The organism is Pseudomonas sp. UME65, assembly GCF_014170225.1.
Taxonomy (GTDB): Bacteria; Pseudomonadota; Gammaproteobacteria; order Pseudomonadales; family Pseudomonadaceae; genus Aquipseudomonas; species Aquipseudomonas protegens.
Window position 1 is genome coordinate 391,218 of sequence record NZ_LZZQ01000011.1, and the last position, 25,921, is coordinate 417,138.

Annotated in this window: 22 protein-coding genes; 4 read left to right on the forward strand and 18 right to left on the reverse strand. The window is 65.7% G+C overall.

The annotated features are described in order from the left end of the window. Positions 1-299 precede the first annotated feature (299 nt). The 3 genes from gltB to hemE all read left to right on the forward strand — a co-directional run bounded on the left by gltB (position 300) and on the right by hemE (position 7,478). Positions 300-4,748, forward strand: coding sequence for a glutamate synthase large subunit (gene gltB / locus A9971_RS12800; protein WP_011058827.1), 4,449 nt, complete (start codon positions 300-302; stop codon positions 4,746-4,748). A gap of 33 nt (positions 4,749-4,781) precedes the next feature. Beyond that, positions 4,782-6,200 (forward strand): FAD-dependent oxidoreductase, encoded by a 1,419-nt coding sequence (locus tag A9971_RS12805; RefSeq protein ID WP_011058828.1) that lies wholly within the window; start codon positions 4,782-4,784, stop codon positions 6,198-6,200. Between the two features lie 210 nt (positions 6,201-6,410). After that, a complete protein-coding gene (hemE, locus tag A9971_RS12810; RefSeq protein ID WP_183000671.1) occupies positions 6,411-7,478 on the forward strand; it encodes a uroporphyrinogen decarboxylase in 1,068 nt (355 codons plus the stop codon). 576 nt (positions 7,479-8,054) lie between these two features. Here hemE and A9971_RS12815 read toward each other — a convergent pair. Continuing rightward, on the reverse strand, positions 8,055-9,323 hold the full coding sequence (locus A9971_RS12815) for an MFS transporter (protein WP_047283611.1): 1,269 nt from the start codon (positions 9,321-9,323) through the stop codon (positions 8,055-8,057). 119 nt (positions 9,324-9,442) lie between these two features. On the opposite strand from A9971_RS12815, the gene A9971_RS12820 reads away from it, so the two are divergent. Then, positions 9,443-10,342 (forward strand): LysR family transcriptional regulator, encoded by a 900-nt coding sequence (locus A9971_RS12820; RefSeq protein WP_011058831.1) that lies wholly within the window; start codon positions 9,443-9,445, stop codon positions 10,340-10,342. On the opposite strand, the gene A9971_RS12825 is transcribed toward A9971_RS12820, so the two are convergent. The 17 genes from A9971_RS12825 to A9971_RS12905 form a co-directional block, all read right to left on the reverse strand. Next, positions 10,310-10,801 carry a hypothetical protein gene (locus tag A9971_RS12825; RefSeq protein ID WP_053156030.1) on the reverse strand — a complete coding sequence of 164 codons (492 nt, stop codon included), beginning with the start codon at positions 10,799-10,801 and terminating at the stop codon, positions 10,310-10,312. The two genes, A9971_RS12820 and A9971_RS12825, sit on opposite strands and share 33 nt — an antisense overlap. A gap of 192 nt (positions 10,802-10,993) precedes the next feature. Then, positions 10,994-11,440: a hypothetical protein gene (locus A9971_RS12830; protein WP_015633874.1), complete on the reverse strand. Its 447-nt coding sequence runs from the start codon at positions 11,438-11,440 to the stop codon at positions 10,994-10,996. A gap of 62 nt (positions 11,441-11,502) precedes the next feature. After that, complete coding sequence (locus tag A9971_RS12835) at positions 11,503-11,952, reverse strand: hypothetical protein (protein ID WP_011058834.1); 450 nt, start codon at positions 11,950-11,952, stop codon at positions 11,503-11,505. Positions 11,953-11,977: 25 nt separating this feature from the next. Then, entirely contained in the window at positions 11,978-13,204 is a 1,227-nt protein-coding gene (locus A9971_RS12840) for a beta-ketoacyl-ACP synthase (protein WP_123473075.1), read from the reverse strand. Continuing rightward, positions 13,204-13,932, reverse strand: a complete 729-nt coding sequence (gene fabG, locus A9971_RS12845) for a 3-oxoacyl-ACP reductase FabG (RefSeq protein ID WP_011058836.1) — start codon at positions 13,930-13,932, stop codon at positions 13,204-13,206. The genes A9971_RS12840 and fabG overlap by 1 nt, the downstream gene beginning before the upstream one ends. Continuing rightward, positions 13,929-14,402, reverse strand: a complete 474-nt coding sequence (locus tag A9971_RS12850) for a hotdog family protein (RefSeq protein ID WP_011058837.1) — start codon at positions 14,400-14,402, stop codon at positions 13,929-13,931. The genes fabG and A9971_RS12850 overlap by 4 nt, the downstream gene beginning before the upstream one ends. Continuing rightward, complete coding sequence (locus A9971_RS12855) at positions 14,399-15,595, reverse strand: beta-ketoacyl-[acyl-carrier-protein] synthase family protein (protein WP_183000673.1); 1,197 nt, start codon at positions 15,593-15,595, stop codon at positions 14,399-14,401. The genes A9971_RS12850 and A9971_RS12855 overlap by 4 nt, the downstream gene beginning before the upstream one ends. Further along, complete coding sequence (locus A9971_RS12860) at positions 15,592-16,077, reverse strand: hypothetical protein (protein ID WP_015633878.1); 486 nt, start codon at positions 16,075-16,077, stop codon at positions 15,592-15,594. The genes A9971_RS12855 and A9971_RS12860 overlap by 4 nt, the downstream gene beginning before the upstream one ends. Next, positions 16,074-16,835 (reverse strand): class I SAM-dependent methyltransferase, encoded by a 762-nt coding sequence (locus tag A9971_RS12865; protein WP_019095190.1) that lies wholly within the window; start codon positions 16,833-16,835, stop codon positions 16,074-16,076. The genes A9971_RS12860 and A9971_RS12865 overlap by 4 nt, the downstream gene beginning before the upstream one ends. Next, positions 16,832-18,079, reverse strand: coding sequence for an NAD(P)/FAD-dependent oxidoreductase (locus A9971_RS12870; protein ID WP_123431215.1), 1,248 nt, complete (start codon positions 18,077-18,079; stop codon positions 16,832-16,834). Before A9971_RS12870 ends, A9971_RS12865 begins: the two co-directional genes overlap by 4 nt. Beyond that, complete coding sequence (locus tag A9971_RS12875) at positions 18,066-19,256, reverse strand: hypothetical protein (protein ID WP_015633881.1); 1,191 nt, start codon at positions 19,254-19,256, stop codon at positions 18,066-18,068. The genes A9971_RS12870 and A9971_RS12875 overlap by 14 nt, the downstream gene beginning before the upstream one ends. Next, entirely contained in the window at positions 19,250-21,592 is a 2,343-nt protein-coding gene (locus tag A9971_RS12880; RefSeq protein ID WP_183000674.1) for an MMPL family transporter, read from the reverse strand. The genes A9971_RS12875 and A9971_RS12880 overlap by 7 nt, the downstream gene beginning before the upstream one ends. Next, positions 21,576-22,256, reverse strand: coding sequence for an outer membrane lipoprotein carrier protein LolA (locus A9971_RS12885; RefSeq protein ID WP_019095194.1), 681 nt, complete (start codon positions 22,254-22,256; stop codon positions 21,576-21,578). The genes A9971_RS12880 and A9971_RS12885 overlap by 17 nt, the downstream gene beginning before the upstream one ends. Next, positions 22,253-22,678, reverse strand: a complete 426-nt coding sequence (locus tag A9971_RS12890; protein WP_011058845.1) for a thioesterase family protein — start codon at positions 22,676-22,678, stop codon at positions 22,253-22,255. The genes A9971_RS12885 and A9971_RS12890 overlap by 4 nt, the downstream gene beginning before the upstream one ends. Then, positions 22,671-24,215, reverse strand: a complete 1,545-nt coding sequence (gene hutH, locus A9971_RS12895; RefSeq protein ID WP_011058846.1) for a histidine ammonia-lyase — start codon at positions 24,213-24,215, stop codon at positions 22,671-22,673. Before hutH ends, A9971_RS12890 begins: the two co-directional genes overlap by 8 nt. Continuing rightward, entirely contained in the window at positions 24,196-25,152 is a 957-nt protein-coding gene (locus tag A9971_RS12900) for a glycosyl transferase (protein WP_183000675.1), read from the reverse strand. Before A9971_RS12900 ends, hutH begins: the two co-directional genes overlap by 20 nt. After that, entirely contained in the window at positions 25,149-25,883 is a 735-nt protein-coding gene (locus A9971_RS12905; protein ID WP_065364853.1) for a glycosyltransferase family 2 protein, read from the reverse strand. The genes A9971_RS12900 and A9971_RS12905 overlap by 4 nt, the downstream gene beginning before the upstream one ends. Positions 25,884-25,921 lie beyond the last annotated feature (38 nt).

The window sequence follows — 25,921 nt, forward strand, 5'->3', positions numbered from 1 at the left end:
CGCATCGGCATGCTGCCTTACAGGCCGCGTGCCTTGTGGTGTCTGCGTCACAGTAGTTTTTGAGTCGCGGCAGTCAAAAGCAAAACTTTTTGACTAGCACAGCATATCGCTTTAAAACGTTCATAAATGCGACATGAATTTACGACAGATCGTCGCTAAATTTGTGGGGCTTTGTGTCGGTGTGTACAATGACCTCCCTTTTGCCCCCGCAAAGCTGGCGTACGTTCGGCGCGGAATGCAAGTGGTTGAATTGAAAAGAAATTTGCCTCTAAAAGAGGCAGCCTGGTGAGAAAGTGTCTATGAAAGCAGGTCTGTACCAACCAGATGAATTTAAGGATAACTGTGGTTTCGGCCTGATAGCCCACATGCAGGGCGAACCCAGTCATACCCTGTTGAAAACGGCCATTGAGGCCCTGACCTGCATGACCCACCGCGGTGGGATCAACGCGGACGGCAAGACCGGCGACGGTTGCGGTCTGCTGATGCAAAAGCCCGACCTGTTCCTGCGCGCAGTCGCCACGGAGCACTTCGGCATCGAGCTGCCCAAGCAATATGCGGTGGGCATGGTGTTCTTCAACCAGGATCCGGTGAAAGCCGAAGCCGCTCGCGAAAACATGAACCGCGAGATCCTCGCCGCCGGCCTGCAACTGGTGGGCTGGCGCAAAGTACCGATCGATACCAGTGTGCTCGGGCGTCTGGCCCTGGAGCGCCTGCCACAGATCGAACAAGTGTTCATCGGCGGCCAGGGCCTGAGCGACCAGGATTTCGCCATCAAGCTGTTCAGTTCCCGTCGCCGCTCCTCGGTGGCCAACGCCGCCGACACCGACCACTACATCTGCAGCTTTTCCCACAAGACCATCATCTATAAGGGCCTGATGATGCCGGCGGACCTCGCCGCCTTCTATCCGGACCTGGGTGACGAGCGCCTGCAAACCGCGATCTGCGTGTTTCACCAGCGCTTCTCCACCAACACCCTGCCGAAATGGCCGCTGGCCCAGCCATTCCGCTTCCTCGCCCACAACGGCGAGATCAACACCATCACCGGCAACCGCAACTGGGCCGTGGCCCGGCGCACCAAGTTCGCCAACGACCTGATCCCGGACCTGGAAGAGCTCGGCCCGCTGGTCAACCGTGTGGGTTCCGACTCCTCGAGCATGGACAACATGCTGGAGTTGATGGTCACCGGCGGCATCGACCTGTTCCGCGGCGTGCGCATGATCATTCCGCCAGCGTGGCAGAACGTCGAGACCATGGACGCCGACCTGCGCGCGTTCTACGAATACAACTCGATGCACATGGAACCGTGGGACGGCCCGGCCGGCGTGGTCATGACCGACGGCCGCTACGCCGTCTGCCTGCTGGACCGCAACGGCCTGCGCCCGGCGCGCTGGGTCACCACCCAGAACGGCTTCATCACCCTGGCTTCGGAAATCGGCGTGTGGAACTACCAGCCCGAGGACGTGATCGCCAAGGGCCGGGTCGGCCCGGGCCAGATCTTTGCCGTGGACACCGAGACCGGGCAGATCCTCGACACCGACGCCATCGACAACCGTCTGAAGTCCCGTCATCCGTACAAGCAATGGCTGCGCAAGAATGCCCTGCGCATCCAGGCCACCATGGAAGACAACGACCACGGTTCGGCCTTCTACGACGTCGACCAGCTCAAGCAGTACATGAAGATGTACCAGGTCACCTTCGAAGAGCGTGACCAGGTCCTGCGCCCGCTGGGCGAGCAGGGCTACGAAGCAGTGGGCTCGATGGGCGACGACACGCCGATGGCGGTGCTGTCCCAGCGCGTGCGTACCCCCTACGACTATTTCCGCCAGCAGTTCGCCCAGGTCACCAACCCGCCGATCGACCCGCTGCGCGAAGCCATCGTCATGTCCCTGGAGATCTGCCTCGGTGCCGAGCGCAACATCTTCCAGGAGTCGCCCGAGCACGCTTCGCGAGTGATCCTCAGCTCGCCAGTGATCTCCCCGGCCAAGTGGCGTTCGTTGATGAACCTCGACCGCCCGGGCTTCGAGCGCCAGGTCATCGACCTCAACTACGACGAGAGCGTCGGCCTGGAAGCCGCGATCCGCAATGTCGCCGACCAGGCTGAAGAAGCCGCTCGCGCCGGCCGCACCCAGATCGTCCTCAGCGACCGCCATATCGCTCCGGGCAAGTTGCCGATCCACGCCTCCCTGGCCACCGGCGCGGTGCACCACCGCCTGACTGAAAAGGGCCTGCGCTGCGACTCCAACATTCTCGTGGAAACCGCCACCGCCCGCGATCCGCACCACTTCGCGGTGCTGATCGGGTTCGGCGCTTCGGCGGTCTATCCGTTCCTGGCCTACGAAGTGCTGGGCGACCTGATCCGTACCGGTGAAGTGCTGGGCGACCTCTACGAGGTGTTCAAGAACTACCGCAAGGGCATCACCAAGGGCCTGTTGAAGATCCTGTCGAAGATGGGCATCTCCACCATCGCCTCTTACCGTGGCGCGCAGCTGTTCGAAGCCATCGGCCTGTCCGAGGAGGTCTGCAACCTGAGCTTCCGTGGCGTGCCGAGCCGGATCAAGGGCGCACGTTTCGTCGACATCGAAGCCGAGCAGAAAGCCCTGGCGACCGAGGCCTGGAGCCCGCGCAAGCCGATCCAGCAAGGCGGCCTGCTGAAGTTCGTCCACGGCGGCGAATACCACGCCTACAACCCGGACGTGGTCAACACCCTGCAAGCCGCTGTGCAGCAGGGCGACTACGCCAAGTTCAAGGAATACACCGCGCTGGTGGACAACCGTCCGGTGTCGATGATCCGCGACCTGTTCCAGGTGAAGACCCTGGACACGCCGATGGACATCAGCGAAGTCGAGCCCCTGGAATCGATCCTCAAGCGCTTCGACTCTGCCGGTATCTCTCTCGGCGCCCTGTCGCCGGAAGCTCACGAAGCCCTGGCCGAAGCCATGAACCGCCTTGGCGCGCGTTCCAACTCCGGTGAAGGCGGCGAAGACCCGGCGCGCTACGGCACCATCAAGAGCTCGAAGATCAAGCAAGTGGCCACTGGCCGTTTCGGCGTGACCCCGGAGTACCTGGTCAACGCCGAAGTACTGCAGATCAAAGTCGCTCAGGGTGCCAAGCCCGGTGAGGGCGGCCAGCTGCCCGGTGGCAAGGTCAACGGCCTGATCGCCAAGCTGCGCTACGCAGTCCCCGGCGTGACCCTGATCTCGCCACCGCCGCACCACGACATCTATTCGATTGAAGACTTGTCGCAGCTGATCTTCGACCTCAAGCAGGTCAACCCTCAGGCCCTGGTCTCGGTGAAACTGGTGGCGGAGGCCGGCGTTGGCACCATCGCTGCCGGTGTGGCCAAAGCCTATGCCGACCTGATCACCATCTCCGGCTACGACGGCGGCACTGGCGCTTCGCCGCTGACCTCGATCAAGTACGCCGGTGCACCGTGGGAACTGGGCCTGGCGGAAACCCACCAGACCCTGCGCGGCAACGACCTGCGCGGCAAGGTCCGGGTGCAGACCGACGGCGGCCTGAAAACCGGCCTCGACGTGATCAAGGCAGCCATCCTCGGCGCCGAGAGCTTCGGCTTCGGCACCGCGCCGATGATCGCCCTGGGCTGCAAGTACCTGCGCATCTGCCACCTGAACAACTGCGCCACCGGCGTGGCGACCCAGAACGAGAAGCTGCGCAAGGATCACTACATCGGCACCGTCGACATGGTGGTGAACTTCTTCACCTACGTCGCCGAGGAAACCCGTGAGTGGCTGGCCAAGCTTGGCGTGCGTTCCCTGGAGCAACTGATCGGCCGGACCGACCTGCTGGAGGTGCTGGAAGGCCAGACCGCCAAGCAGCATCACCTGGACCTGACCCCGTTGCTGGGCAGTGACCACATTCCGGCGGACAAGCCGCAGTTCTGCCAGGTGGACCGCAACCCGCCGTTCGACAAGGGCCTGCTGGCCGAGAAAATGGTCGAGATGGCCCGCTCGGCGATCAATGACAAGAGCGGCGCCGATTTCGCCCTGGATATCTGCAACTGCGACCGCTCCATCGGCGCACGGATCTCCGGCGAGATCGCCAGGCTCCACGGCAACCAGGGCATGGCCCAGGCGCCTATCACGTTCCGCTTCAAGGGCACTGCGGGGCAGAGCTTCGGCGTGTGGAACGCCGGCGGCCTGAACCTCTACCTGGAAGGCGACGCCAACGACTACGTGGGCAAGGGCATGACCGGCGGCAAGCTGGTGATCGTTCCGCCCAAGGGCAGCGTCTACAAGACCCAGGACAGCGCCATTATCGGCAACACCTGCCTGTACGGCGCCACCGGCGGCAAGCTGTTCGCCGCTGGCACCGCGGGTGAGCGTTTCGCCGTGCGCAACTCCGGTGCCCACACCGTGGTGGAAGGCACTGGCGATCACTGCTGCGAGTACATGACCGGTGGTTTCGTCTGCGTCCTGGGCAAGACCGGTTACAACTTCGGCTCAGGCATGACCGGCGGTTTCGCCTATGTGCTGGACCAGGACAACACCTTCGTTGACCGGGTCAACCACGAACTGGTGGAAATCCAACGGATCAGCGGCGAAGCGATGGAAGCCTATCGCAGCCACCTGCAGCGCGTGCTGAACGAGTACGTCGAGGAAACCGACAGCGAATGGGGCCGTAACCTCGCCGAGAACCTCGACGACTACCTGCGCCGTTTCTGGCTGGTCAAGCCCAAGGCTGCCAGCTTGAAGTCGTTGCTTTCCAGCACCCGTGCCAACCCGCAGTGATATGCGCCTGAAGAGTGTGATGAGGTTTTGATAATGGCTGAACGTCTGAATAACGACTTCCAGTTCATCGATGTCGGGCGCAAGGATCCGAAGAAGAAACTGTTGCGTCAACGCAAGAAAGAGTTCGTGGAAATCTACGAACCCTTCAAACCCCAGCAGTCGGCCGACCAGGCCCACCGTTGCCTGGGTTGTGGCAACCCGTACTGCGAATGGAAGTGCCCGGTGCACAACTTCATTCCCAACTGGCTCAAGCTGGTGGCCGAGGGCAACATCCTCGCCGCCGCCGAGCTGTCGCACCAGACCAACACCCTGCCGGAAGTCTGTGGCCGGGTGTGCCCGCAGGATCGCCTGTGCGAGGGTGCCTGCACCCTCAACGACGGGTTTGGCGCGGTGACCATCGGTTCGGTGGAGAAGTACATCACCGACACCGCCTTCGCCATGGGCTGGCGCCCGGACATGTCCAAGGTCAAGCCCACCGGCAAACGCGTGGCGATCATTGGCGCGGGCCCGGCAGGCCTGGGCTGTGCCGACGTGCTGGTGCGTGGCGGCGTGACCCCGGTGGTGTTCGACAAGAACCCGGAAATCGGCGGTCTGCTGACCTTCGGTATCCCCGAGTTCAAGCTGGAAAAGACCGTGCTGAGCAATCGTCGCGAAGTCTTCAGCGGCATGGGCATCGAGTTCCGCCTGAACACCGAGGTGGGCAAGGACGTGACCATGGAGCAACTGCTCGCCGAATACGATGCGGTGTTCATGGGCATGGGCACCTACACCTACATGAAGGGCGGCTTTGCCGGTGAGGACCTGCCGGGCGTCTATGACGCGCTGGATTTCCTGATCGCCAACGTCAACCGAAACCTGGGCTTTGAAAAGTCGCCGGAAGACTTCGTCGACATGAAAGGCAAGAAGGTGGTGGTGCTGGGCGGTGGCGACACCGCGATGGACTGCAACCGCACCTCGATCCGCCAGGGCGCCAAGTCGGTGACCTGCGCCTATCGTCGTGACGAAGCCAACATGCCCGGCTCGCGCAAAGAGGTGAAGAACGCCAAGGAAGAAGGCGTGAAATTCCTCTACAACCGCCAGCCGATCGCCATCGTCGGTGAAGACCGCGTCGAAGGCGTGAAGGTGGTCGAGACCCGTCTCGGCGAGCCGGACGCCCGTGGCCGCCGCAGCCCCGAGCCGATCCCGGGTTCTGAAGAGATCATCCCGGCCGACGCCGTGGTCATCGCCTTCGGTTTCCGTCCAAGCCCGGCGCCATGGTTCGAGCAGTTCAGCATCCAGACCGACAGCCAGGGCCGTGTCGTGGCCCCGGAACAGGGCCAGTTCAAGCACCAGACCAGCAACCCGAAGATCTTTGCCGGTGGTGACATGGTGCGCGGTTCTGATCTTGTGGTGACGGCGATCTTCGAAGGGCGCAACGCCGCCGAAGGCATCCTCGACTACCTGGGCGTCTGACCCACCTTGCAGGAGCCGGCTGGCCGGCGAACAACGATAACGCGGTGCTGTTGATGCACCGCGTCGATCGCTTCGCCAGCAAGCTGGCTCCTACGGGATCTGTGCCCGTCCCGTGACAAATTGCCCCCATAGACATAAAGAAACGGCTCTTGCCGTGCCTTTTGTGTCGCGCTCTGAGAAAATGCCCCCACTTTTTTTCCGGATGCCGACATGACTGCCCTGAAGAACGACCGTTTCCTTCGTGCCCTGCTCAAGCAACCCGTAGACGTCACCCCGGTGTGGATGATGCGTCAGGCTGGGCGCTACTTGCCTGAATACCGCGCCAGCCGTGCCAACGCCGGTGACTTCATGAGCCTGTGCATGAACCCGGCGTTCGCTTGCGAAGTCACGCTGCAGCCTCTGGACCGCTATCCACAGCTGGATGCGGCGATCCTCTTCTCCGACATCCTGACCGTCCCCGATGCCATGGGCCAAGGCCTGTACTTTGAAACCGGCGAAGGCCCGCGCTTCAAGAAAGTGGTCAGCACCCTGGCCGACATCGAAGCCCTGCCGATCCCCGATCCGCACAAGGACCTGGGCTATGTGATGGATGCGGTCAGCACCATTCGTCGCGAACTCAATGGCCGGGTGCCGCTGATCGGTTTTGCCGGCAGCCCCTGGACCCTGGCCACCTACATGGTCGAAGGCGGCTCCTCCAAGGACTTCCGCAAGTCCAAGGCCATGCTCTACGACAACCCGCAAGCCATGCACCTGCTGCTGGACAAGCTGGCCCAGTCGGTCACCGCGTACCTGAACGGGCAGATCCGTGCCGGCGCGCAGGCGGTGCAGATCTTCGACAGCTGGGGCGGCAGCCTCTCGGCGGCGGCCTACCAGGAGTTCTCCCTGGCCTACATGCGCAAGATCGTCAGTGGCCTGATCCGCGAACACGACGGGCGCAAGGTTCCGGTGATCCTCTTCACCAAGGGCGGCGGCCTGTGGCTGGAAAGCATTGCCGATGCCGGCGCGGACAGCCTGGGCCTGGACTGGACCTGTGACATCGGCGAAGCCCGCCGCCGGGTCGGCAGCAAGGTATCGCTGCAAGGCAACATGGACCCTACCGTGCTCTACGCCAACCCGCAGGCGATCCACAGCGAAGTTGCGCGCATCCTCGCCAGCTACGGCAAGGGCAGCGGCCACGTGTTCAACCTGGGCCACGGCATCACTCCGGAAGTGAAACCGGAGCACGCCGGAGCCTTCCTGGAAGCGGTGCACGAGTTGTCGGCGCAATACCACGAATAAGCGCCCCCCTAAAAAACGCCCGGCACCTGCCGGGCGTTTTCATTGGCGGACACTTTTTGCAGGAGCCAGCTTGCTGGCGAAAGGGCCCTCAAGACTTGCGCCTGCCTGGCGCACGCCTTCGCTGGCAAGCCAGCTCCTACAGGGGGCGGCCAGCCAGATACGCTCGGTGTAGGAGCCAGCTTGCTGGCGAAAGGGCCCTCAAGACCTGCGCCTGCCTGGCGCACGCCTTCGCTGGCAAGCCAGCTCCTACAGGGGGCGGCCAGCCAGGTTCGCTCGGTGTAGGAGCCAGCTTGCTGACGAAAGGGCCCTCAAGGCCTGCGCCTGCCTGGCGCACGCCTTCGCTGGCAAGCCAGCTCCTACAGGGGGCGGCCAGCCAGGTTCGCTCGGTGTAGGAGCCAGCTTGCTGGCGAAAGGGCCCTCAAGACCTGCGCCTGCCTGGCGCACGCCTTCGCTGGCAAGCCAGCTCCTACAGGGGGCGGCCAGCCAGGTTCGCTCGGTGTAGGAGCCAGCTTGCTGGCGAAAGGGCCCCCAAGACCTGCGCCTGCCTGGCGGAGCACTTCGCCGGCAAGCCTGTTCCTACAAAGGGGGGAGTTTGGCGAGTTTCATGGCGATCAACAGGGCTCCGATCAGCAAGGCGCCGATAAACAGGCCGATGCCGTTCCAACCCGCCAGGTGCCAGAACACCCCGCCGGCGGTGCCGGCAATGCTCGAGCCGGCGTAGTAGCTGAACAGGTACAGCGACGACGCCTGGCCCTTGGCCTTGGTGGCGCGACGGCCGATCCAGCTGCTGGCCACCGAGTGGGCACCGAAGAAGCCGAAGGTGAACAGCAGCATGCCGATCAGCACCAGGGACAGCGGGGTCAGCAGGGTCAGGGCGATCCCCGCCAGCATCAGCACGATGGTGCCCCAGAGCACCCGGCGCCGGCCCAGCTGGTCGGCCAGGGCGCCGATCTTCGCCGAGCTGTAGATGCCCGAGAGGTACACCACCGACAGCATCCCGACCCAGGCCTGGCTCAGTTGATAGGGCTCGGCCAGCAGGCGGTAGCCGATGTAGTTGAACAGGGTGACGAATGCCCCCATCAGCAGGAAACCTTCGAGGAACAGCCAGGGCAGGCCGGCATCGCGAAAGTGCATGGCAAAGCCGTCCAGCAGGCTGCGCGGGTGCAGCGAACGGGGGCGGAAATTGCGTGATTCGGGAAGGATGCGCCAGAACACCGCGGCAGCGATCAGTGCCAGGCCGCCGATCACCAGCATCGCCGTGTGCCAGCTGACGAAGTCGATCAGCACCCCGGTGATCAGTCGCCCGCTCATGCCGCCGATGGCGTTGCCACCGATGTACAGGCCCATGGCCAGGCCGATGTGCTGGGGGTGGATCTCCTCGCTCAGGTAAGTCATGGCCACCGCTGCCAGCCCGCTCAGGGACAGGCCCACCAGCGCGCGCATCAGCAGCACCCCGTGCCAGCTCGGCATCAGCGCACTGGCGATGGTGCACAGGGCGGCGGCCAGCAAGGCGGCAACCATCACCGGCTTGCGACCGATGCGGTCGGAAACCGGCCCGGTGATCAACAACCCGATGGCCAGCATGCCGGTGGCGACCGAGAGGATCAGGCTGCTCTGGGCGGCATTGATGGAAAAGTCCCGGGACAGCAGCGGCATCATCGGCTGTACGCAATACAGCAGGGCGAAGGTGGCAAAACCGCCGGAGAACAGCGCCAGCACGGTGCGCATGAACATCGGCGTGCCTTTTTCGATATAGACCTCGTTGAGCTGGGCGACCACCTCGTCCAGGGGCGTGGCAGGGGGTTCGTGGGCGGAGGGGGCAACAGCGGCAACAGCGGATTTCACGGGGGACCTCGGGGGAACGCAGCCGGTCAGGCAATGGAAAAAGCATATAGCTGGCTAATGATTCTTTCCAATATATTGTTCGACCTGTTTGATAGGTTTTAAGACTTAATGAGGCCCTCATGGAACTGCGTCACCTGCGCTACTTCATCGCTGTCGCCGAAGAACTGCATTTTGGCCGTGCAGCCCAGGTGCTGGGCATCTCCCAACCGCCCCTGAGCCAGCAGATCCAGGCGCTGGAGCAGGAGGTGGGGGCGCGCCTGTTCGAACGCACCAATCGTCGGGTCGAGCTCAGCGAGGCCGGGCGCCTGTTCCTGGAAGAGGCGCGGCTGGTATTGGCCCAGGTGGACAAGGCGGCGGACGTGGCGCGGCGTGCGCAGCTGGGCGAGCTGGGGGAACTGAAGATCGGCTTCACCTCGTCGGCGCCCTTCAATTCGACCATTCCCCAGGCGATCTTCGCCTTTCGCCAGCGCTTTCCCGCGGTACACCTCAAGCTCAAGGAAATGAGCAGCACCCAGGTGGCCGAGGCCCTGGTGGACCAGGCGATCCAGGTCGGCATCATGCGGCCCTTGCCCCTGCCGGATTCGCTGTCGGTGGTGGAGCTGCTGCGCGAGCCGCTGGTGGCGGTGCTCAGTTCCAAGCACCCGCTGGCCAGTGGCAGCGAAGAGGGGCTGCACCTGGCGGAGCTGGCCCATGAGCCCTTTGTGTTTTTCCCCCGCAGCTATGGCAGCGGCCTGTATGCGCAGTTGCTGAGCCTGTCCCGGGATGCCGGCTTTACCCCGCATTTCGCTCAGGAGGCGGCGGAAGCCATGACCATCATTGGCCTGGTGGCGGCGGGGTTGGGGGTGTCGGTGCTGCCGGCGTCCTACCAGCGCATGCGCATCGACGGCGTGGTCTATCGCCGCCTGCTGGACCCGGCGGCGATGTCGGCGGTGTGGCTGGTGCAGCGCAAGGATCAGGCTTCGCCCATGGCCAAGGCCTTTGTCGAGCTACTGACGCGCAAGACCGGGGCTACGCCCTGAGGGGCTGTTGGGCCGCACCGGGGCCTGCAGGTTCACTAGGTCGCCGCGCAGGGCCACTCCGGCCATCAGTACCCCGGCATGGCATTCGTAGGTGTTGAGGTCCTTGCGCACGTGGTGCTTGTAGTAGCTGACGATATTGGTCACCGCGTTGGCGCCGACCCGCTTGGCCGCGGCTTGCAGGGTGATCAGGGCCGACTGCAGGGCCCATTCGCAGGCGGCGATATCGCTCTTGTTGAAAGCGTTGGTCTTCTTGTTGGTGGTGACTTCGGTGAGCCGCACCTGGAGCACCGGCGCAAGCGGGTTGCCGGCCAGATGGAAGCTCACGCTGCCATCCAGGCGCCCGGCGCGCTCGGCGTCGGCCACGACTTTCTCGAAGGGCATGTACATCAGGTTGGTGGCCTGGCTGGCGGGGCTCAGGGCCGTTAGCAGGGCCAGGGCAATCAGTGCTTTCACTTGCATGGTCGGCTCCTTGACGGACGTGAAAGGGGCGCCACTGTCACGCCGGCCGATGCCCGATCGCGCCACTTGGCTCCCGCAGGCGGCGGTGACCCGGCCTGCTGTTGCGAGTGTAGACGGCGATTGGCGCGCTTCCGGAAAAAAACCGGAAACGCAAAGGGCGACCCAGGCGCCCTTTGCGTTGTCAGTCGCAGGTCACTGGACCTTGGACAGATCCCCGCGCAGCGCGACGCCAGCCATGATGGCGCCGGCATGGCACTCATAGGTGGTGGCGTCCTTGCGCTCGTGGCTCTTGTAGAAGCTGGCAATGTCGGTCACGGCGTTGGCGCCGACTTTCTTCGCCGCTTCATGCAGGGTGATCAGTGCCGACTGCAAGGCCCACTCGCAGGCCACCTGGTCGGCCTTGCCGAAGGCATTGGTCTTCTTGTTGGTCACGGCGCCGGGGCTCAGCACGCTGACCTTGCCGGCCGGCTTGTTGCCCGCCAGGTAGAACTTCACGCTGCCGTCGATCTTGCCGGTGCTGATGGCCTCGGCCACCACCTTGTCGAAGGGCAGGTACAGGGTGGTATCGCGGGCCTGGCTGACGCCGGGCAGGGTGCACAGCAGCAGGGTGGCGGTGGCCGCCAGTGTCTTCAAACGCATCGCATTCTCCATGACATCAAAGGGGGTGAAGCAGCCCTGTGACCGGGGTCACAGGGAAGGGCTCATTGTGCGGCCGGGAAGCTCTTGGCCGCGGCATCCGACAGCTGTTGCGCGGCCCGCTCGTTCTGGTTGTCCCGCAGTTCGCGCAGGATTCCCTTGTCCAGCAGGCGCACCCAGCGGATGTAGTTCTTGTGGATCTTGCCGTCCTTGTAGTCCATGTCGCGGCTGTCGCGGTAGACGATCTTGTAGTAGCTGGCGGAGTACTGGATATCGATCTCCGCGTGGAACTGTTGACGCACGGTGATCTCGGCCTGGATCAGCTCCGGGCTGATGCGCTGCACGGTCCACTTGCGGGCTACGAGGTTCTTCAGGATCGCCTGCTTGACCTGCTCCTGGTCGGCCTGGATGGTGGCCGGGAGCACCCGGTTGGGGGTGTACATGCGCTTGCTGGTACAGGCGGTGACGCTCAGCAGGGCAAGGACGATGAGGGTGGCGCGAAACAGGGAAGACATTCCATTTCTCCAGTGAGGTGAGGCATCAGGACCAGCGGCGGAAGACCAACGAGGTGTTGACGCCGCCAAAGGCAAAGTTGTTGTTCATCACGTATTCGTGGCTCATGGCGCGAAAGCCTCCCTGCAGGTAGTCCAGCTCGCCGCAGCGGGGATCGACCTGATCCAGGTTGCAGGTGTGCACATAGAGGTCGCGGTTGAGCATCTCGATGCTGAACCAGGATTCCAGTGCGCCGCAGGCGCCCAGGGTGTGGCCGAGGAAACTCTTCTGCGAACTGATGGGCATGCGGCTGCCGAACAGGCTGCTGGTGGCCAGGGTCTCGGCGATGTCGCCCTGCTCGGTGGCGGTGCCATGGCCGTTGACGTAGCCGATGGCCTCCGGGGCCAGGGCCCCATCCTCCAGCGCCAGCTCCATGGCCCGGCGCATGGTGCTCTGTTCGGGGCGGGTGGTGTGCTGGCCGTCGGCGTTGCTGCCGAAGCCGACGATTTCCGCGTGGATGCGCGCGCCACGGGCCAGGGCGTGCTCCAGCTCCTCGAGCACCAGCATGCCGCCACCTTCGCCGATCACCAGGCCGTCACGGCCGCTGTCGTAGGGGCGCGGGCTGGTGTGCGGCGCATCGTTCTTCAGGCTGGTGGCATACAGCGCGTCGAACACCATGGCTTCGGTGGGGCACAGTTCCTCGGCGCCGCCGGCGAGCATCAGCGGCAGGCGGCCGAACTTGATCGCCTCATAGGCGTAGCCGATGCCCTGGCTACCGCTGGTGCAGGCGCTGGAGGTAGGGATCAGGCGCCCGGTCAGGCCGAAGAAGATGCTGATATTGGCGGCGGTGGTGTGGGGCATCATGCGCACGTAGGAGTTGGCGTTGAGCCCCTCGGCCACCGAGTTGAGCAGCATGTTGCCGAAGGCCTTGATCTCGTCGGTGCTGCCGGTGGAAGAACCACAGGCCACGCCCATGCGCCCGTCCTTGATCGACGGGTCGCCCAGCAGCCCGGCGTCGGCCAGGGCCTGCTCGGCGGCGCCCACGGCCAGGCGCGAAACCCGGCCCATGCTGCGCAGCTGCTTGCGGGTCCAGTGCCCGGGCACCTGGAAGTCATCGATGGGGCCGGCCAGGCGGGTGTTGAGTTCGCTGAACCTGTCCCACTCGTCCATGCGCCGGATGCCGCTGCGGTTGGCGGCAAAGCGCTCGGCGATGCTGGCCCAGTCGCTGCCCAGGGAGGTGATGCCGGCCATGCCGGTGACGACCACACGTTTCATCAGCACAGGCCCCCGTTCACCGACAGCACCTGGCGAGTGATGTAGGACGCTTCGGCGGACATCAGGAAATTCACCGCGCCAGCCACCTCTTCCGGGGTGCCCATGCGCTGCGCGGGAATCATTTTCAGCAGTTCTTCCACCGGCACGTTTTCATCCAGCATGGCGGTGTCGATCAGCCCCGGGGCCACGCAGTTGACGGTGATCTTGCGCTTGCCCAGCTCGATGGCCAGGGCCTTGGCGGCGCCGATCACGCCGGCCTTGGAGGCGCTGTAGTTGACCTGGCCACGGTTGCCGATCAGCCCCGAGACCGAGGTGATGCAGACGATGCGCCCGGCTGCGCGGCGGCGGATCATGGGCATCATCACCGGGTGCAGGACATTGTAGAAACCGTCGAGGTTGGTGCGCAGCACCTGGTCCCAGTCCTCTTCGCTGAGGGCCGGGAAGGCGCCGTCGCGGGTCAGGCCGGCGTTGAGCACCACGCCGTAATAGGCGCCATGGGCTTCGACATCGGCCTCCAGGGCAGCCCGGCAGGCCTCCCGGTCCGATACATCGAATTGCAGGACGCGGGCGCTGCGGCCCAGGGCCTGGACTTCGCCCCTGACGGCTTCGGCTTCGGTGCGGCCGCTGCGGCAGTGCAGCACCAGGTCATACCCGGCCCGGGCCAGACGCAGGGCGATGGCACGGCCGATGCCACGGCTGGAGCCGGTGACCAGTACGGAGTCAGTCATGACGGTGTTCCTGTAGAAGAGGCAGGTGTTTCATGCAGGTAGTCGGCGGCCTGGGGCGGACGGAACACGTTCAGGCGCGCGCTGGCGGTGATGCCGGGGCCACTGAGGTGGCACTCGAACACGCCCATGCCGTTGTCGTCTTCCAGAGAGCGCAGGGCATGGATTTCCAGGGTGCTGCCGAGGGGGAAGTGCTCGACATTGCATTCGAATTTGCGGGTGCCCAGAAGAAAGCCCAGCTCCACCGGCAAGCCTTGCTGGCGGGCGCGGCAACCGGCGTAGGCGGCCACGCTCTGGGCCATCAGCTCGACGCCGACCCAGGCCGGCAGGCTGCCGTCGGGGCGGTTGAACAGGCCACCGGGGCGAACTTCGAGGCGGGTGCGGATCTGTTCTTCATCAAAGGCCAGGACCTGATCGATGAGGATCATGTCCCCGGCGTGGGGCAGCAACTCGGCGAGCGGCCAGTCAATCATGGGGCGTCTCCGATAATCAGGCTGACGTTGTTGCCGCCGAAGGCGAAGGAATTGCTCATCAGGCGGCGCGGTGCGTGGGGGGCCAGGCGATCGTCCGGGGTGACCCAGCGCAGTGGCGGCAAAGCCGGGTCGGCCTGGGCATCCCAGACATGGGGCGGCAGCGCCAGGCCGGGGTTGTCGGTACTCAGGGCCAGCCAGCAGAACGCCGCCTCCAGGGCCCCGGCGGCCCCCAGGGTATGGCCGCTCATGGGTTTGGTCGAAGAGCAGGGCACGCCTTCGGGGAACAGCTGGGCCACGGCCAGGCTTTCCATCGCGTCGTTGTGCTGGGTGGCGGTGCCGTGCAGGTTCAGGTAGCCAATCTGCTGCGGCTGCAGGCCGGCGCCGCGCAAGGCCAGGCTCATGGCCTGCAGGGCGCCGCGGCCATCGGGGGCCGGGGCGGAAATATGGTAGGCGTCGGAGCTGGCGCCACCGCCCAGCAGGGCAACAGGGGCGTCGCCGGCAGGCTCCCGGCTCATGAGGAACAGCACCGCCGCTTCACCGATGTTGATCCCGTCGCGGTTGCGGGAAAACGGGTTGCAGCGTTGCCCGGAGACCGCCTCCAGGGCTGTGAAACCATTGAGGGTCAGCTTGCACAGGCTGTCGACCCCGCCGCACAGCACGGCGTCGCACAGGCCCAGATCGAGCAGGCGCCGGGCACTGATCAGGGCCCGGGCGCTGGAGGTACAGGCGGTGGAAATCACATAGGCCGGGCCGCAGAGTTGCAGCCATTGGGCGAGGAAGTTCGCCGGGGCGCTGAGCTCCTGCTGACGGTAGTCGTAGCCCGCCGGGAATTGCCGGTCCTGCAGGTAACGGGCGATGCCCCGGCTGGCCTCGTCGATGCCCGACGTGCTGGTGCCCAGGACGATGCCGATGCGGCCATGGCCGTAGCGCTGGATGGCCTGCTGGATGTCGTCTTCGATCTGCCGGGTGGCCTCCAGCAGCAGCTGATTGTTGCGGCTGTTCTGGGCTTCGAGGCCCGCCGGCATGCCCGCCAGCGGGCTGCGCACTGCCGCCACCGGCAAGGTGCGCTCGGGCACCCAGTGGCTTTCGTCGCGCATGCCCGAACAGTCGCCGGCAAACAGGCTGCGGGCGACTTCCTGGCGATTGCGGCCCAGGGCGCAGATCACCCCGAGGGCGTTGAGGTAAGCCGTCATGGCGTGGCCTCGGTGCTCAGAGCCGTGATGTGGTAGTGCGGGCCTTGGGGCAGGTTCAAGGTGAAATCCAGAGCGTGTTGATAGTCGACTCGCCAGCGCGGGCCGAGGGTACGTTGGGCGCCCTGTTGCCGGGCGTGCGGATAATTGGCCTGCAGTTCGGCCACAGGCGTCAGGGCGAACAGCAGGGCCGCGAACAGCTCTCGGGCCTCCGGGTTGGGTGGCAGCAGGCCGTCGGCCTGCCAGTGTCCGCCCACCAGGCGCTGACGGGCCTGGGGAATGCCCAGCGGGTCCATCAGCGACCAGCGCAGGTCCGGGCCTTCGGCCTGGATCACCAGCAGCCAGTCCTGGCGCTGGTCCTGAAGCTGGCGCTGTACGTGGAGCTGCAACGGCAGCACCAGCGAGGGCGTGCGCTCGGGCAGCGGAGCCTGACTGACGCAAGCGCTCAGCAACAGGACACAACCGAGCAGCAGGGCACGGATCATTCGGACGGACCTTCCTCGGCAACAGGGGGAGCGAGCGGCTTGCGGGCCACCACATTGACCAGGGTTTCCTCGCGCTGGCCCACCGGCGGCGGCTGGCGCAGGCCGAAGCGCTCCAGCAGGCCGAAGTCTTTGGCGCGACTCCACCACAGGTAGGGATAAGACACGTTCTGCGGGCCGAATTCAAAGCCCTGCTGACGAATCATCTGCAGGTACTGGGCGGCGCTTTTCTGCACATGCATCGGATGGCGGAACAGCCAGCGGATCACCCAGGTATCGATATAGGCCTCGGTGGATTCGGCAAACAGCAGGTAACCCCCGGGCTTGAGCACCCGGTAGAACTCGGCCAGGGCTTTTTCCTGTTCCACCAGGTGGTGGAAGGTCTGGTGGCAGAACAGCAGGTCGACGCTGGCGTCGGCCAGTTCCAGGGTCGCGCAGTCGCTGCCGATCAACTCCACCTGCATCTGCTGGCGCCGGGCTTCCTCGGCGCTGAGCTTGAGGCTGTGGGGGTCGGCGTCCAGGCCGATCAGGCGCTGCGGGGCGAACACCTGGCGCAGGTACTGGAACGACTTGCCCTGGCCGCAACCGGCGTCCAGCAACACCGGATGCCGGGGCAGCTCGCCATCGAACAGCGAGCGCAGGTCATTGATCGCCACCCGCAGCACATGGTGCTGCCAGGTGTGGCTGCGCAGGAACCAGAAGCCGAAGCGGGTTTCCTCGACGTAGCTGTCACTCAGGTACTGGCTGGTTTGCTCACTCATGCGCGGTCCCTCGCACAGACTTCCGAGAGGGCCTTGAGCCGGCGCTTGGGCTCGCTGACGAAAGGGTTGCGTTCATCCCAGGCATAACCGGCGAGGATCGAGCTGATCATGCGGCGGATTTCCGGGGAGCTGCCCGGATGGTAGATCACGTCCTGGAAAGTGCCGGCGTACCAGCCCTCGACGTAGCAGCGGAAGGTGTCCACGCCGCGTTTCAGCGGTTTGGCGAACTCCGTCGCCCAGTCGACGCCCTGGCCCTGCAACTGCCGGTGCAACACGGCGGCGGCCATGCTCGCGGAACGCATGGCGATGGTCACCCCGGAAGAGAACACCGGGTCGAGGAATTCCGCGGCGTTGCCCAGCAGGGCGAAGCCCGGGCCATGCAGGGTGCTGACGTTGGCCGAGTAGCCGCCGATGGTCCGCGCCGGGGTGTCCCACTCGGCGTATTGCAGCACCTTGGCCAGGCTCGGGGTTTCGCTGATGAAGCCCCGCAGGCAGGCGTCCAGGTCGCCATCGCGCCCGGCGAAATGCTCTTGGGCGGCCACCACCCCTACCGAGCAGCGGCCGTTGCTGAAGGGGATGCTCCAGAACCAGATGTCGCGGTGCTCGGGGTGGGTGGTGATGAGGATCTTGTTGCGGTCGAAGTGCTCGCAGTCGATGCGGTCTTCGACATGAGTGAACACCGCTCGGCGTACCGGAAAGTTCGACGGCGCTTCCAGTTCCAGCAGGCGCGGCAGGACCCGGCCGTAGCCGCTGGCGTCGAGGATGAAGTCGGCTTCGATGCGGTACTGGCTGCCGTCTTCACGGCGGCAGTCGAGTTGCGGCAAGGGCCGCTCCACTTCCACCGCGACAATCTCTTCGCCGTAGCGGATCTCCACCCCTTGCAGGGCGGCCTGGTCGGCCAGCAGCTTGTCGAAGTCGGCGCGCTGCACCTGGAAGGTGGTGGGCTTGCCATTGCTGAAGGTGTCGCCGAAATCGAAGGTGCTGTAGTGCTCGCCCCAGGCGAAGGCCGCGCCGTTCTTGAGCTGGAAGCCGGCGGCTTGCACGGCCTCCAGCATCCCGGCTTCCTCGACGAAATCCAGGCAGTGGGAGAGCAGGCTTTCACCGATGGAGAAACGCGGGAAATGTTGCCGCTCGACGATCAGCACGTCGTGGCCCTGGCGCTTGAGTAGCGCGGCCGCGATGGCCCCCGAGGGGCCGGCACCGATCACCACGACTTGGCGACGTTCCATTTCAACTGTTGGCACTGGGGCTCCTTGCCGGTTTGGCGATGTTCAGGTTCAAGGGGGCAGCGTGGGGCGCCGCCTGGGGAGTTCGGTGCATTCCGGCCAGGGCCGGCAGCAGGGTGGCGATCAGGCCCATGAGCATCAGCGCGAAGTACAGCGCCGGGCTGATCAACTGTTGTTGCAGCAGCAGGTTGAGAAAGACGATCTCGCTCAAGCCGCGAATGTTCAGCAGCAGGCTTTCCCGCCAGCGGCTGGCGCCGGTAAAGGAAGCGCCGGCCCAGCCCAGGCCCAGCCAGTTGCCCAGCAGCTTGCTGGCAATCGGCAACAGCAGCAGGGCCGCCAGTTGCACCCAGCCGAGGCTGCCCATGGCGCTGTGCACATCGATCTGCACGATGCCGAAGGTCAGGATCAGCGGGATGGCGATGTAGGTCTGCAAGCGGTTCATCCAGGCAGCCTGTAACGGCAGCACCAGCGCCAGCTTGAGGGCGGCCATGCACAGCAGGTAGCCGATGCCGAAGATCAGCGCATTGAGCCGGTAATGCTCGGCCACCACCAGCAGGCCGAAAAAGCCCAGGCTGTAGAGCAGCGGCTGGCGCAGGCCCAGGCCGCGCAGCACCAGGGGCAGGCAGGCGCCGGCCAGGGGCAGCAGCAGGCTGCTCAGGTGCAGGCTGCCCTGGGCCAGGGCGAACAGGCTCCAGCAGGCCAGGTCGATGAGGATCGCGGTCTGCACCAGGCGCCGGGTGGCGGCGGGCGGGTACTGGATGTGCCGCAGGTACAGGTAGAGCACCGGGATCGCGGTGATGGCGAACAGCAGGCCGACCGCCAGGGAGCTGATCCAGGGTTGCGCCGGCAGCAGCCAGAAGGCGGTGGCCAGGCCGCAGGCGAAGGGAATGCCGAAGCTCGGCACGGCGATCTTCAGGCTCTGGCGGTCCAGGCGCAAGTCGATCACGTCACTGAGGATATGCCCCAGCAGCAAGGCAAAGCTCAGGCTGTACAGATGCTTGAGCCAGTGCGGCGAAACCAGCTGCGCACCACTTAGCTGCCAGTGCGGTTCGATCCACAGCAGCATCAGCAGCGGCAGGCCGAAGGTCGCCAGCAGCAGCTGGCTGACAATCGGGATCAGGCCCAGGCGCCGGCCGATGTGGGTGGCCAGGGCAAACAGCGCCAGGGCCAGTAGCCAGAACAGCAGGGTCAGCATGCTGCACGCTCTGCGTCGGGCGCCGGGTGCGGCCTGTGGCCGGCCCAGGGCGCGAGGATGAAGCTGAAGGCCAGCCCCAGGCTGACCGCCAGACCGAAGTTGCTCACCGCCGGGGTGCTGGAAATGGCCAGCAGGCCGAACGACAGCCAGGTGGTCAGTGCCGCCAGCAGCGTGCCCAGCAGGCTCGCCGCGGCGCCGCCGATCTGCTCGCGCATGAGGATCGCGTAGTCGACGCTGATGGCCGTCACCAGCAGCAGGCCGAACAGGCTGAACAGGGTCAGGGGCTGGCCCAGCCAGCCGAGGCTGGCCAGGCTGCACAGGGCTGCCAGCAGGGGCAGGGCCACCAGGCGCAAGGCGCCGCCGAGGCCGAAGGGCAGGATCAACAGCAGCACGATCAGCACGCAGGAGGCCAGCTTGAGTTCGGCGGCGCTGACCTGGGTGGCGGCGAATACCCGGTTCAGCTCACCCAGGCGGTCCACCAGTTGCACCCCTGGCAGATCATCGGCCTGGATTCGCAGCAGGGCGGCGTCGTTCAGCCCCTGCAGGCTGACCATGGCGGCCACGCCGTTGGCGTTGGCTCCCAGCCACAGCGGGCGATAGGGCTCGGCCAGCGGCCCGGAAAGCGCGGCGTCGAGGTCTTCCACCGGCAATTGCTGCAGCTGTTCCAGCTCCGCTTGCAGGGCGGCCAGGGGTACCCCCAGGTCCAGCAGCGGCTGCCAGAAACGCGGCAGCTGCTTGAGGGCTTCGCGCACCTGCTGTTGTTCGGTCGGTTGGCTGAGCAACTGGTTCAGCGACAGGTAGCCCTTGAGCTTGCCCAGGTTCACCAACTGTTGCAGGCGCAGGTCCAGGGCCTCCAGGCGCTCCAGCAGTTGCTGCTGATCGGTGGCGCGCACCAGGAAGAACTGGCTGGTGGGCTGATAGCCGGTGATCCGCGCAATGGCCTGGGCTTCCTGCAGCAACTGCGGCGGTGCACCGACCCATTGGCGGATGTCGTTCTTGCTCTCGAGCTGCCACAGGCCGGCGGCGCAGAACAGCGCCAGCAATACCAGCAGCACCGGGCTGGGCACCCGCTTGAGCAAGGCCGCGCGGGCCTGCAGCAGGGCTTGGGCCACTTGCAGCGGCCATTGCGCCGGGCGCAGTTGCACCCCCTTGAGCAGTGCCGGCAGCAGGCACACCGCCGCCAGGTAGGCGCCCACCAGGCCGGCGGCGGAGAAGACGGCGATCTGGGTCAGGGCCGGGAACGGGGTCCAGGCCAGGGCCAGGTAGCCGATGCAACTGGTGGCCAGGCTCAGGCTCAGCCCCGGCAGGGTCAGGCGCAGGGCCGGCCAGCTGCGCCAGGGTTTCAGGCTCCAGCTCTTGGACAGGTAGTGCAGGGGGTAGTCGACGGCCACGCCGATCAGGCTCGACCCCAGCACCAGGGTCATTACGTGCATGCGGCCGAACAGCGCCACGCAGGCCACGGCGCCGAACAGCATGCCCACCAGCACCGGGACGAAGGCCAGCAGGGCACGCCAGCGGCGGAAGGCCAGCAGCAACAGCAAAAGGATGCCCAGGGTGGCGCCGCCGCCGACCCAGGTGATTTCCCGGGTGGCCTGTTGCTGGCCGTTGGCGGCGTACAGCAAGCCGCTGGCGGCCAACAGTTGTACCTGTTGCTGGCTGGCCTGCTCACGGCTGTGGCGCAGCAGGTCAGCCACTTGCAGAGGCAGTTGCATGTCGAAGGCGTTGCCGCCGGTGCGGGCCCGCAGCAATACCCAGTGCTGGCCGTCGACCTCGGCCACCAGGGCGCCGCTGCCGATGTCCAGCTGCACCGCGCCGTGTTGCGGCTGGCTGTTCTGGATGCGTCCGGTCAGGCCCAGCCAGTCATCCTGGCTGGGCACCAGGGTAAAGCCGCCGAACGGGTCGAACAGGCTCTGCACCCGTTGCTGGATAAACGCCTGGGGCTGCTGGGCCAGTTGCTCGCGATCCTTGGCCCCGAGCATCGCCAGGCGGCCCTGCAACAGTTGCTGGCGCAGCGCCGGCAGGTCGGCCTGGAGGTTCCACTGGACCTTCTCGAACAACCCGCTGGCCTGCCATTGCTCGGCCAGTTGCCGGGCCATGGCCACTGCCTGCTGACGTTCGGCATGCCCCACCAGCACCAGGATTTCCCGGTTCAGCGGTTCCTGCATGCGTTGCTCGGCCTGTTGCTCCAGGGCATCCGGGGCGGTGCCGGGTACCAGTTCCATGAGGTTGGCCGACAGCGGCGCGCCATGGCGCCATTGCCAGGCACCGAGGGCCAGGACCAGGGTCAGCAGAATCAGGAAAAAACGCGGCAGCCAGCGTTCACTCGGCAAAGTCATGTTGCTCCGTTTCACTGAGCGGCTGGGCGCTGCTGCTGTCCTGCATGATCAGCAAGGTGCGGTCGCCCTGGGCTTCCAGCAGTTCGATGCGCTGCACCAGCTCGCCGCCGTCGATGTTGATCTGGTTGAAGATCTGTTTCAGCAGCAGGGAGCGGGGGATCAGTTGCAACTGCCAGTTCTGCGCGCTGCCTTGCAGCTTGAGTTCGAAGTCCCGCTGCAGGCCGCTGCTGTCGCCTTGCAGCACAGCGAGGAACAGGCGGTTCTGCTCGGCCCCGGCGCTCTTGCCGGGAAGCATCTGCCAGCCGCCGCCATCGCGCCGGGCGATGCCCTGGGCAGTGATGCGGTAGTCCTGTTGCAACGGGGTCTGCAGCAGCCACAGCAGGCCATGGTTTTTCGCCAGCACGAAGTGACCCTTGCTGGTCAATGGCTGGGGCAGGGCCCGCAGGTGTTTTTCCTGGATGAAACGACCGTGGATCACTTCCGGCCGCGACAGTTGATCGCTCAACTGTTGCAGGTCGAAGGCCTGGGCCAGCCCCGGCACACACCAGAGCACCAAGAGCGTGGGCGCGAGCTTGCTCGCGAACCGCCGCACCACGGTACGCAGCCTCATGCAGCTGGCAGGCAGACCGACCCTCTTGGCGAGCAAGCTTGCTCCTACCTTCATGGCAAGGCCCTCGCGACGGCATCGGTGAAGACCTTGGGCGAGGCCAGTTGCATTTCCCGGCTGGCGATCTCCACGGCCACCTGCACCGAGCTGGCGCGGGTCATGCGCTCGCCCGTGGCCTGGTCGGTGATCAGGTAATTGATCTTCAGCCGGCTTTCCCACTCCACCAGGCTGGCGCGCACGTTCAGGGTCTGGCCGAACACCGCGCCGCGCACGTAGCGCAGTTGCAGGTCGATCACCGGCCAGGCGTAGCCGGATTCGAGCATCTGCTGGTAGTTGTGGCCGAGCTTGTCCAGCAGGGCGCAGCGGGCGACCTCCAGGTATTTGACGTAATGCCCGTGCCAGACGACGTGCATGGTGTCGACGTCGAAGAAGGGCACCTGGATCTGGGTGTCGGCGTGGATCACTCCCTTGCTACGCATGCAGCCTCCAGTGTTGTTCGGCGATGCGTTGCAGGCACAGGCGCAGCTCGTGCTCCAGGGCGCGGTCTTCGATCACCGGTGGGAAGTCTGCGGCCAGTTGCCGGTGCATGGCATCCAGGGCTGGTGGCAGAGGCCGGGCATCGGCTTCCTGGCTGCGCAGCCAGACCCCCTGGTTGGCCGCCAGCAAGGTGGCGGCGGCCACTTGTTCGGTGAGCTCCAGCACGCGGATCGCGTCCCGGGCGGCGATGGTGCCCATGCTCACCTTGTCCTGGTTGTGGCACTCGGTGGAGCGCGAGAACACGCTGGCCGGCATGGTGTTTTTCAGGGCCTCGGCGGTCCAGGCGCTGGCGCCGATCTGCACCGCCTTGAAGCCGTGGTTGAGCATGGCGCGCTCGGCGCTGGCGCCGGAAAGGTTGCTCGGCAGGCCGTGGTTGTAGCGCACGTCCACCAGCAGGGCCAGTTGCCGGTCCAGCAGGTCGGCGACGTTGGCCACCAGGTTCTTCAGGCTGTCCATGGCGAAGGCGATGTGCCCGCCATAGAAGTGCCCGCCGTGCAGCACGCGCTCGGCCTCGGCGTCGATGATGGGGTTGTCGTTGGCGCTGTTGAGCTCGGTCTCGATGAAACCGCGCAGCCAGTTCAGGCTGTCGGCCAGCACCCCCAGCACATGGGGGGCGCAGCGCAGCGAGTAGCGGTCCTGCAGGCGATGCAGGGGCGCGGTCGGCGCGTCGATCGCCAGGTCCTGGCGCAGCCAGGCGGCCACTTGCATCTGCCCCGGGTGCGGCTTGGCGGCGAACAGGCGTTCGTCGAAGTGTTCCGGATTGCCCTGCAGGGCCACCACGTTGAGGGCGGTGATGCGGGTCGCCAGGCGCAGCAGGTAGTCGGCCCGGGCAAAGGCCAGGCAGGCCAGCCCGGTCATTACCGCGGTGCCGTTCATCAGCGCCAGGGCTTCCTTGGGCCGCAGCACCAGGGGTTCCCAGCCCAGCTCGCGGTGCACGTCGGCGGACTCACGCCGCTCGCCGCGGAACATCACCTCGCGTTCCCCGGACAGGGTGGCCGCCACATAGGACAGCGGCGTCAGGTCGCCGCTGGCGCCCACCGAGCCCTCTTCCGGGATCAGCGGCAGGATGTCCTGGTCGAGGAAGGCCTGCAGGCGCTCCAGCAGTTCCACGCGCACCCCGGAAACCCCGTGGCACAGCGACTGCAAGCGCGCCGCCAGCACCGCGCGGGTAGCCTGGGCGTCCAGCAGCTTGCCCAGGCCGCAACCGTGGAAGGTGTACAGATGGCGCGGCAGCGCCTCGACGTGCTGCAGCGGCACCGCCACCACGCAAGAGTCGCCGTAGCCGGTGGTCACGCCGTAGATCACCCCTTCCTTGTCCAGCAGGGAGTCGAGGAACTGCGCGCCCTTGGCGATCCGCTGGCGCCAGGCGGCGTCGCCTTGCAGGCGCGTCGGCACCTGGCGGTTGGCCAGGGCCAGCACGTCTTCGATGCGCAGGGGGTGTTCGCCGAAGGTTACCGGCTCATGGGTCGAGGTCGTCATCGGTCTTCCAGAATGGGTAAAAGTTGAACCATTGTTGCGGGGCTTGCAGGCAGTACTGGCCCAGGCGCTCGGCGTAGCGGGCGGTCCACTGGGCGATCACCTGCTGGCGGTCATTGCGTTTCCACTGCACGGCGTCGGCGAAGGGCTCGAGGATCACCTGGTAGCGGCCTTGCTGTTTCAGGCACAGCAGCAGGTTGACCGGGCACTTGAGCAGCCCGGCCAGCAGCCAGGGGCCCTGGGGGAAGGCGGCCGGGTGGCCGAGGAAATCCACCCGCACGTTGCGCCCGCCGTGCAGCGGCACGCGGTCCCCGGCAATCGCCAGCCATTCGCCGCGATCCAGGCGCTGGCTCAGTTGCAGCATGATCGCCGGGTCCAGCTCGCTGACCTGGATCAGCCGCAGGTTACTGGCCCCGGCTTCGCCCAGCAGGCGGTTGAAGCGTTCGGCGTGCTTGGTGTGCACCAGCACGTTCATGGTCACCTGCTCCCCCAGCTCGGCCAGGGCCCGGCACACTTCCAGGTTGCCCAGGTGCGCGCCCACCAGCATCTGCCCGCGTTCGCCGCGCAACTGGTGGCGCAGTTGCGCCGGGTCGACGATCTCGATCTGTTCGATGCGCAGTTTGCCGTTCCACACGTCGAGCTTGTCCAGCAGGGCATCGGCAAAGGCCATGAACTGGCCGAACACCCGCCAGTGGCTGGGGCGCAACTCGTCGCGCCCGCTCCATTGGGCCAGATGCTGCTGGTACTGCCAGATGCTGCGCCGGGCCCGGCGGCCGAACAGGAAGAAGTAGAACACGACGGCGTACAGCACCGGGCTCAGCAGCCGGCGCCCCAGCACCCGCACGCCCAGGGCGGTGAGCTTCATCAGCCAGAAGCTGCCGCGCTCCTGATGGTCGGCCCAGTGTTCGTTGCCGGGCTCCTTGGGTTGCTCCTGGCTCATGGACGCCACCGGCGCCAGAGGATCAGCGGCAGGCGCGCCAACATGCCGAAGAACAGCTTGGCGTGCATCTTCGAGATCAGCGCGTTGTCATGGAACAGGCGAAAGTGCGAGAGGCCGTCCTGGGGATAGTGGACCCGGGTCGGCAGCCAGCGCATGGGCTGGTTGCGCCAGGCCAGGCGCACCAGGATCTCCGGATCGAAGTCCATGCGCCGGCCCAGTTGCACCGAGTCCAGCAGGGCCAGGGTCGGTGGCAAGGGGTAGACCCGGAAGCCGCACATGGAATCGGGAATCTGCAGTGACAGGCTGTTGATCCAGACCCACACGTGGGTCAGGTAGCGGGCATACAGGCGCCCCTTGGGCACGCTGGCGTCGTACTGTGGATAACCGCAGACCAGCGCCTCGGGGTGTGCCTGGGAGTGCTGGATGAAGTTATCCACATCCGTGAGGTCGTGCTGGCCATCGGCATCGACTTGCAGGGCATGGCTGAAGCCCAGCTGCGCGGCTTCGCGCAGGCCGGCCATGACCGCGCCGCCCTTGCCCTGGTTGATCGCCAGGCGGATCAGGAACACCTGGTCTCGGCCGGCCAGTTGCTCCAGCACCGCCGCGCATTGGGGGCTGCTGGCGTCGTCCACCAGGACACAGGGCAGGCCGCGGGCCAGGAGCGCCTCGACCACCGCCGGCACGGCGGTTTCATGGTTGTAGACCGGGATCACCGCGCAAGGCTTATGCATGGCAGCGGGCCCCTTCAGCGTAAGCGCTGGCTTGCCAG

Bases quoted from the DNA above. Each gene is read 5' to 3' on its own strand.
- A9971_RS12805 (WP_011058828.1), top strand. From the start codon at position 4,782: ATGGCTGAACGTCTGAATAACGACTTCCAGTTCATCGATGTCGGGCGC.
- fabG (WP_011058836.1), bottom strand. From the start codon at position 13,932: ATGACTGACTCCGTACTGGTCACCGGCTCCAGCCGTGGCATCGGCCGT.
- A9971_RS12885 (WP_019095194.1), bottom strand. From the start codon at position 22,256: ATGAAGGTAGGAGCAAGCTTGCTCGCCAAGAGGGTCGGTCTGCCTGCC.
- A9971_RS12830 (WP_015633874.1), bottom strand. From the start codon at position 11,440: ATGCGTTTGAAGACACTGGCGGCCACCGCCACCCTGCTGCTGTGCACC.
- A9971_RS12860 (WP_015633878.1), bottom strand. From the start codon at position 16,077: ATGATCCGTGCCCTGCTGCTCGGTTGTGTCCTGTTGCTGAGCGCTTGC.
- A9971_RS12905 (WP_065364853.1), bottom strand. From the start codon at position 25,883: ATGCATAAGCCTTGCGCGGTGATCCCGGTCTACAACCATGAAACCGCC.
- A9971_RS12835 (WP_011058834.1), bottom strand. From the start codon at position 11,952: ATGTCTTCCCTGTTTCGCGCCACCCTCATCGTCCTTGCCCTGCTGAGC.
- A9971_RS12825 (WP_053156030.1), bottom strand. From the start codon at position 10,801: ATGCAAGTGAAAGCACTGATTGCCCTGGCCCTGCTAACGGCCCTGAGC.
- A9971_RS12855 (WP_183000673.1), bottom strand. From the start codon at position 15,595: ATGACGGCTTACCTCAACGCCCTCGGGGTGATCTGCGCCCTGGGCCGC.
- A9971_RS12875 (WP_015633881.1), bottom strand. From the start codon at position 19,256: ATGCTGACCCTGCTGTTCTGGCTACTGGCCCTGGCGCTGTTTGCCCTG.
- A9971_RS12850 (WP_011058837.1), bottom strand. From the start codon at position 14,402: ATGATTGACTGGCCGCTCGCCGAGTTGCTGCCCCACGCCGGGGACATG.
- A9971_RS12840 (WP_123473075.1), bottom strand. From the start codon at position 13,204: ATGAAACGTGTGGTCGTCACCGGCATGGCCGGCATCACCTCCCTGGGC.
- A9971_RS12820 (WP_011058831.1), top strand. From the start codon at position 9,443: ATGGAACTGCGTCACCTGCGCTACTTCATCGCTGTCGCCGAAGAACTG.
- A9971_RS12890 (WP_011058845.1), bottom strand. From the start codon at position 22,678: ATGCGTAGCAAGGGAGTGATCCACGCCGACACCCAGATCCAGGTGCCC.
- hutH (WP_011058846.1), bottom strand. From the start codon at position 24,215: ATGACGACCTCGACCCATGAGCCGGTAACCTTCGGCGAACACCCCCTG.
- A9971_RS12865 (WP_019095190.1), bottom strand. From the start codon at position 16,835: ATGAGTGAGCAAACCAGCCAGTACCTGAGTGACAGCTACGTCGAGGAA.
- A9971_RS12900 (WP_183000675.1), bottom strand. From the start codon at position 25,152: ATGAGCCAGGAGCAACCCAAGGAGCCCGGCAACGAACACTGGGCCGAC.
- hemE (WP_183000671.1), top strand. From the start codon at position 6,411: ATGACTGCCCTGAAGAACGACCGTTTCCTTCGTGCCCTGCTCAAGCAA.
- A9971_RS12880 (WP_183000674.1), bottom strand. From the start codon at position 21,592: ATGACTTTGCCGAGTGAACGCTGGCTGCCGCGTTTTTTCCTGATTCTG.
- gltB (WP_011058827.1), top strand. From the start codon at position 300: ATGAAAGCAGGTCTGTACCAACCAGATGAATTTAAGGATAACTGTGGT.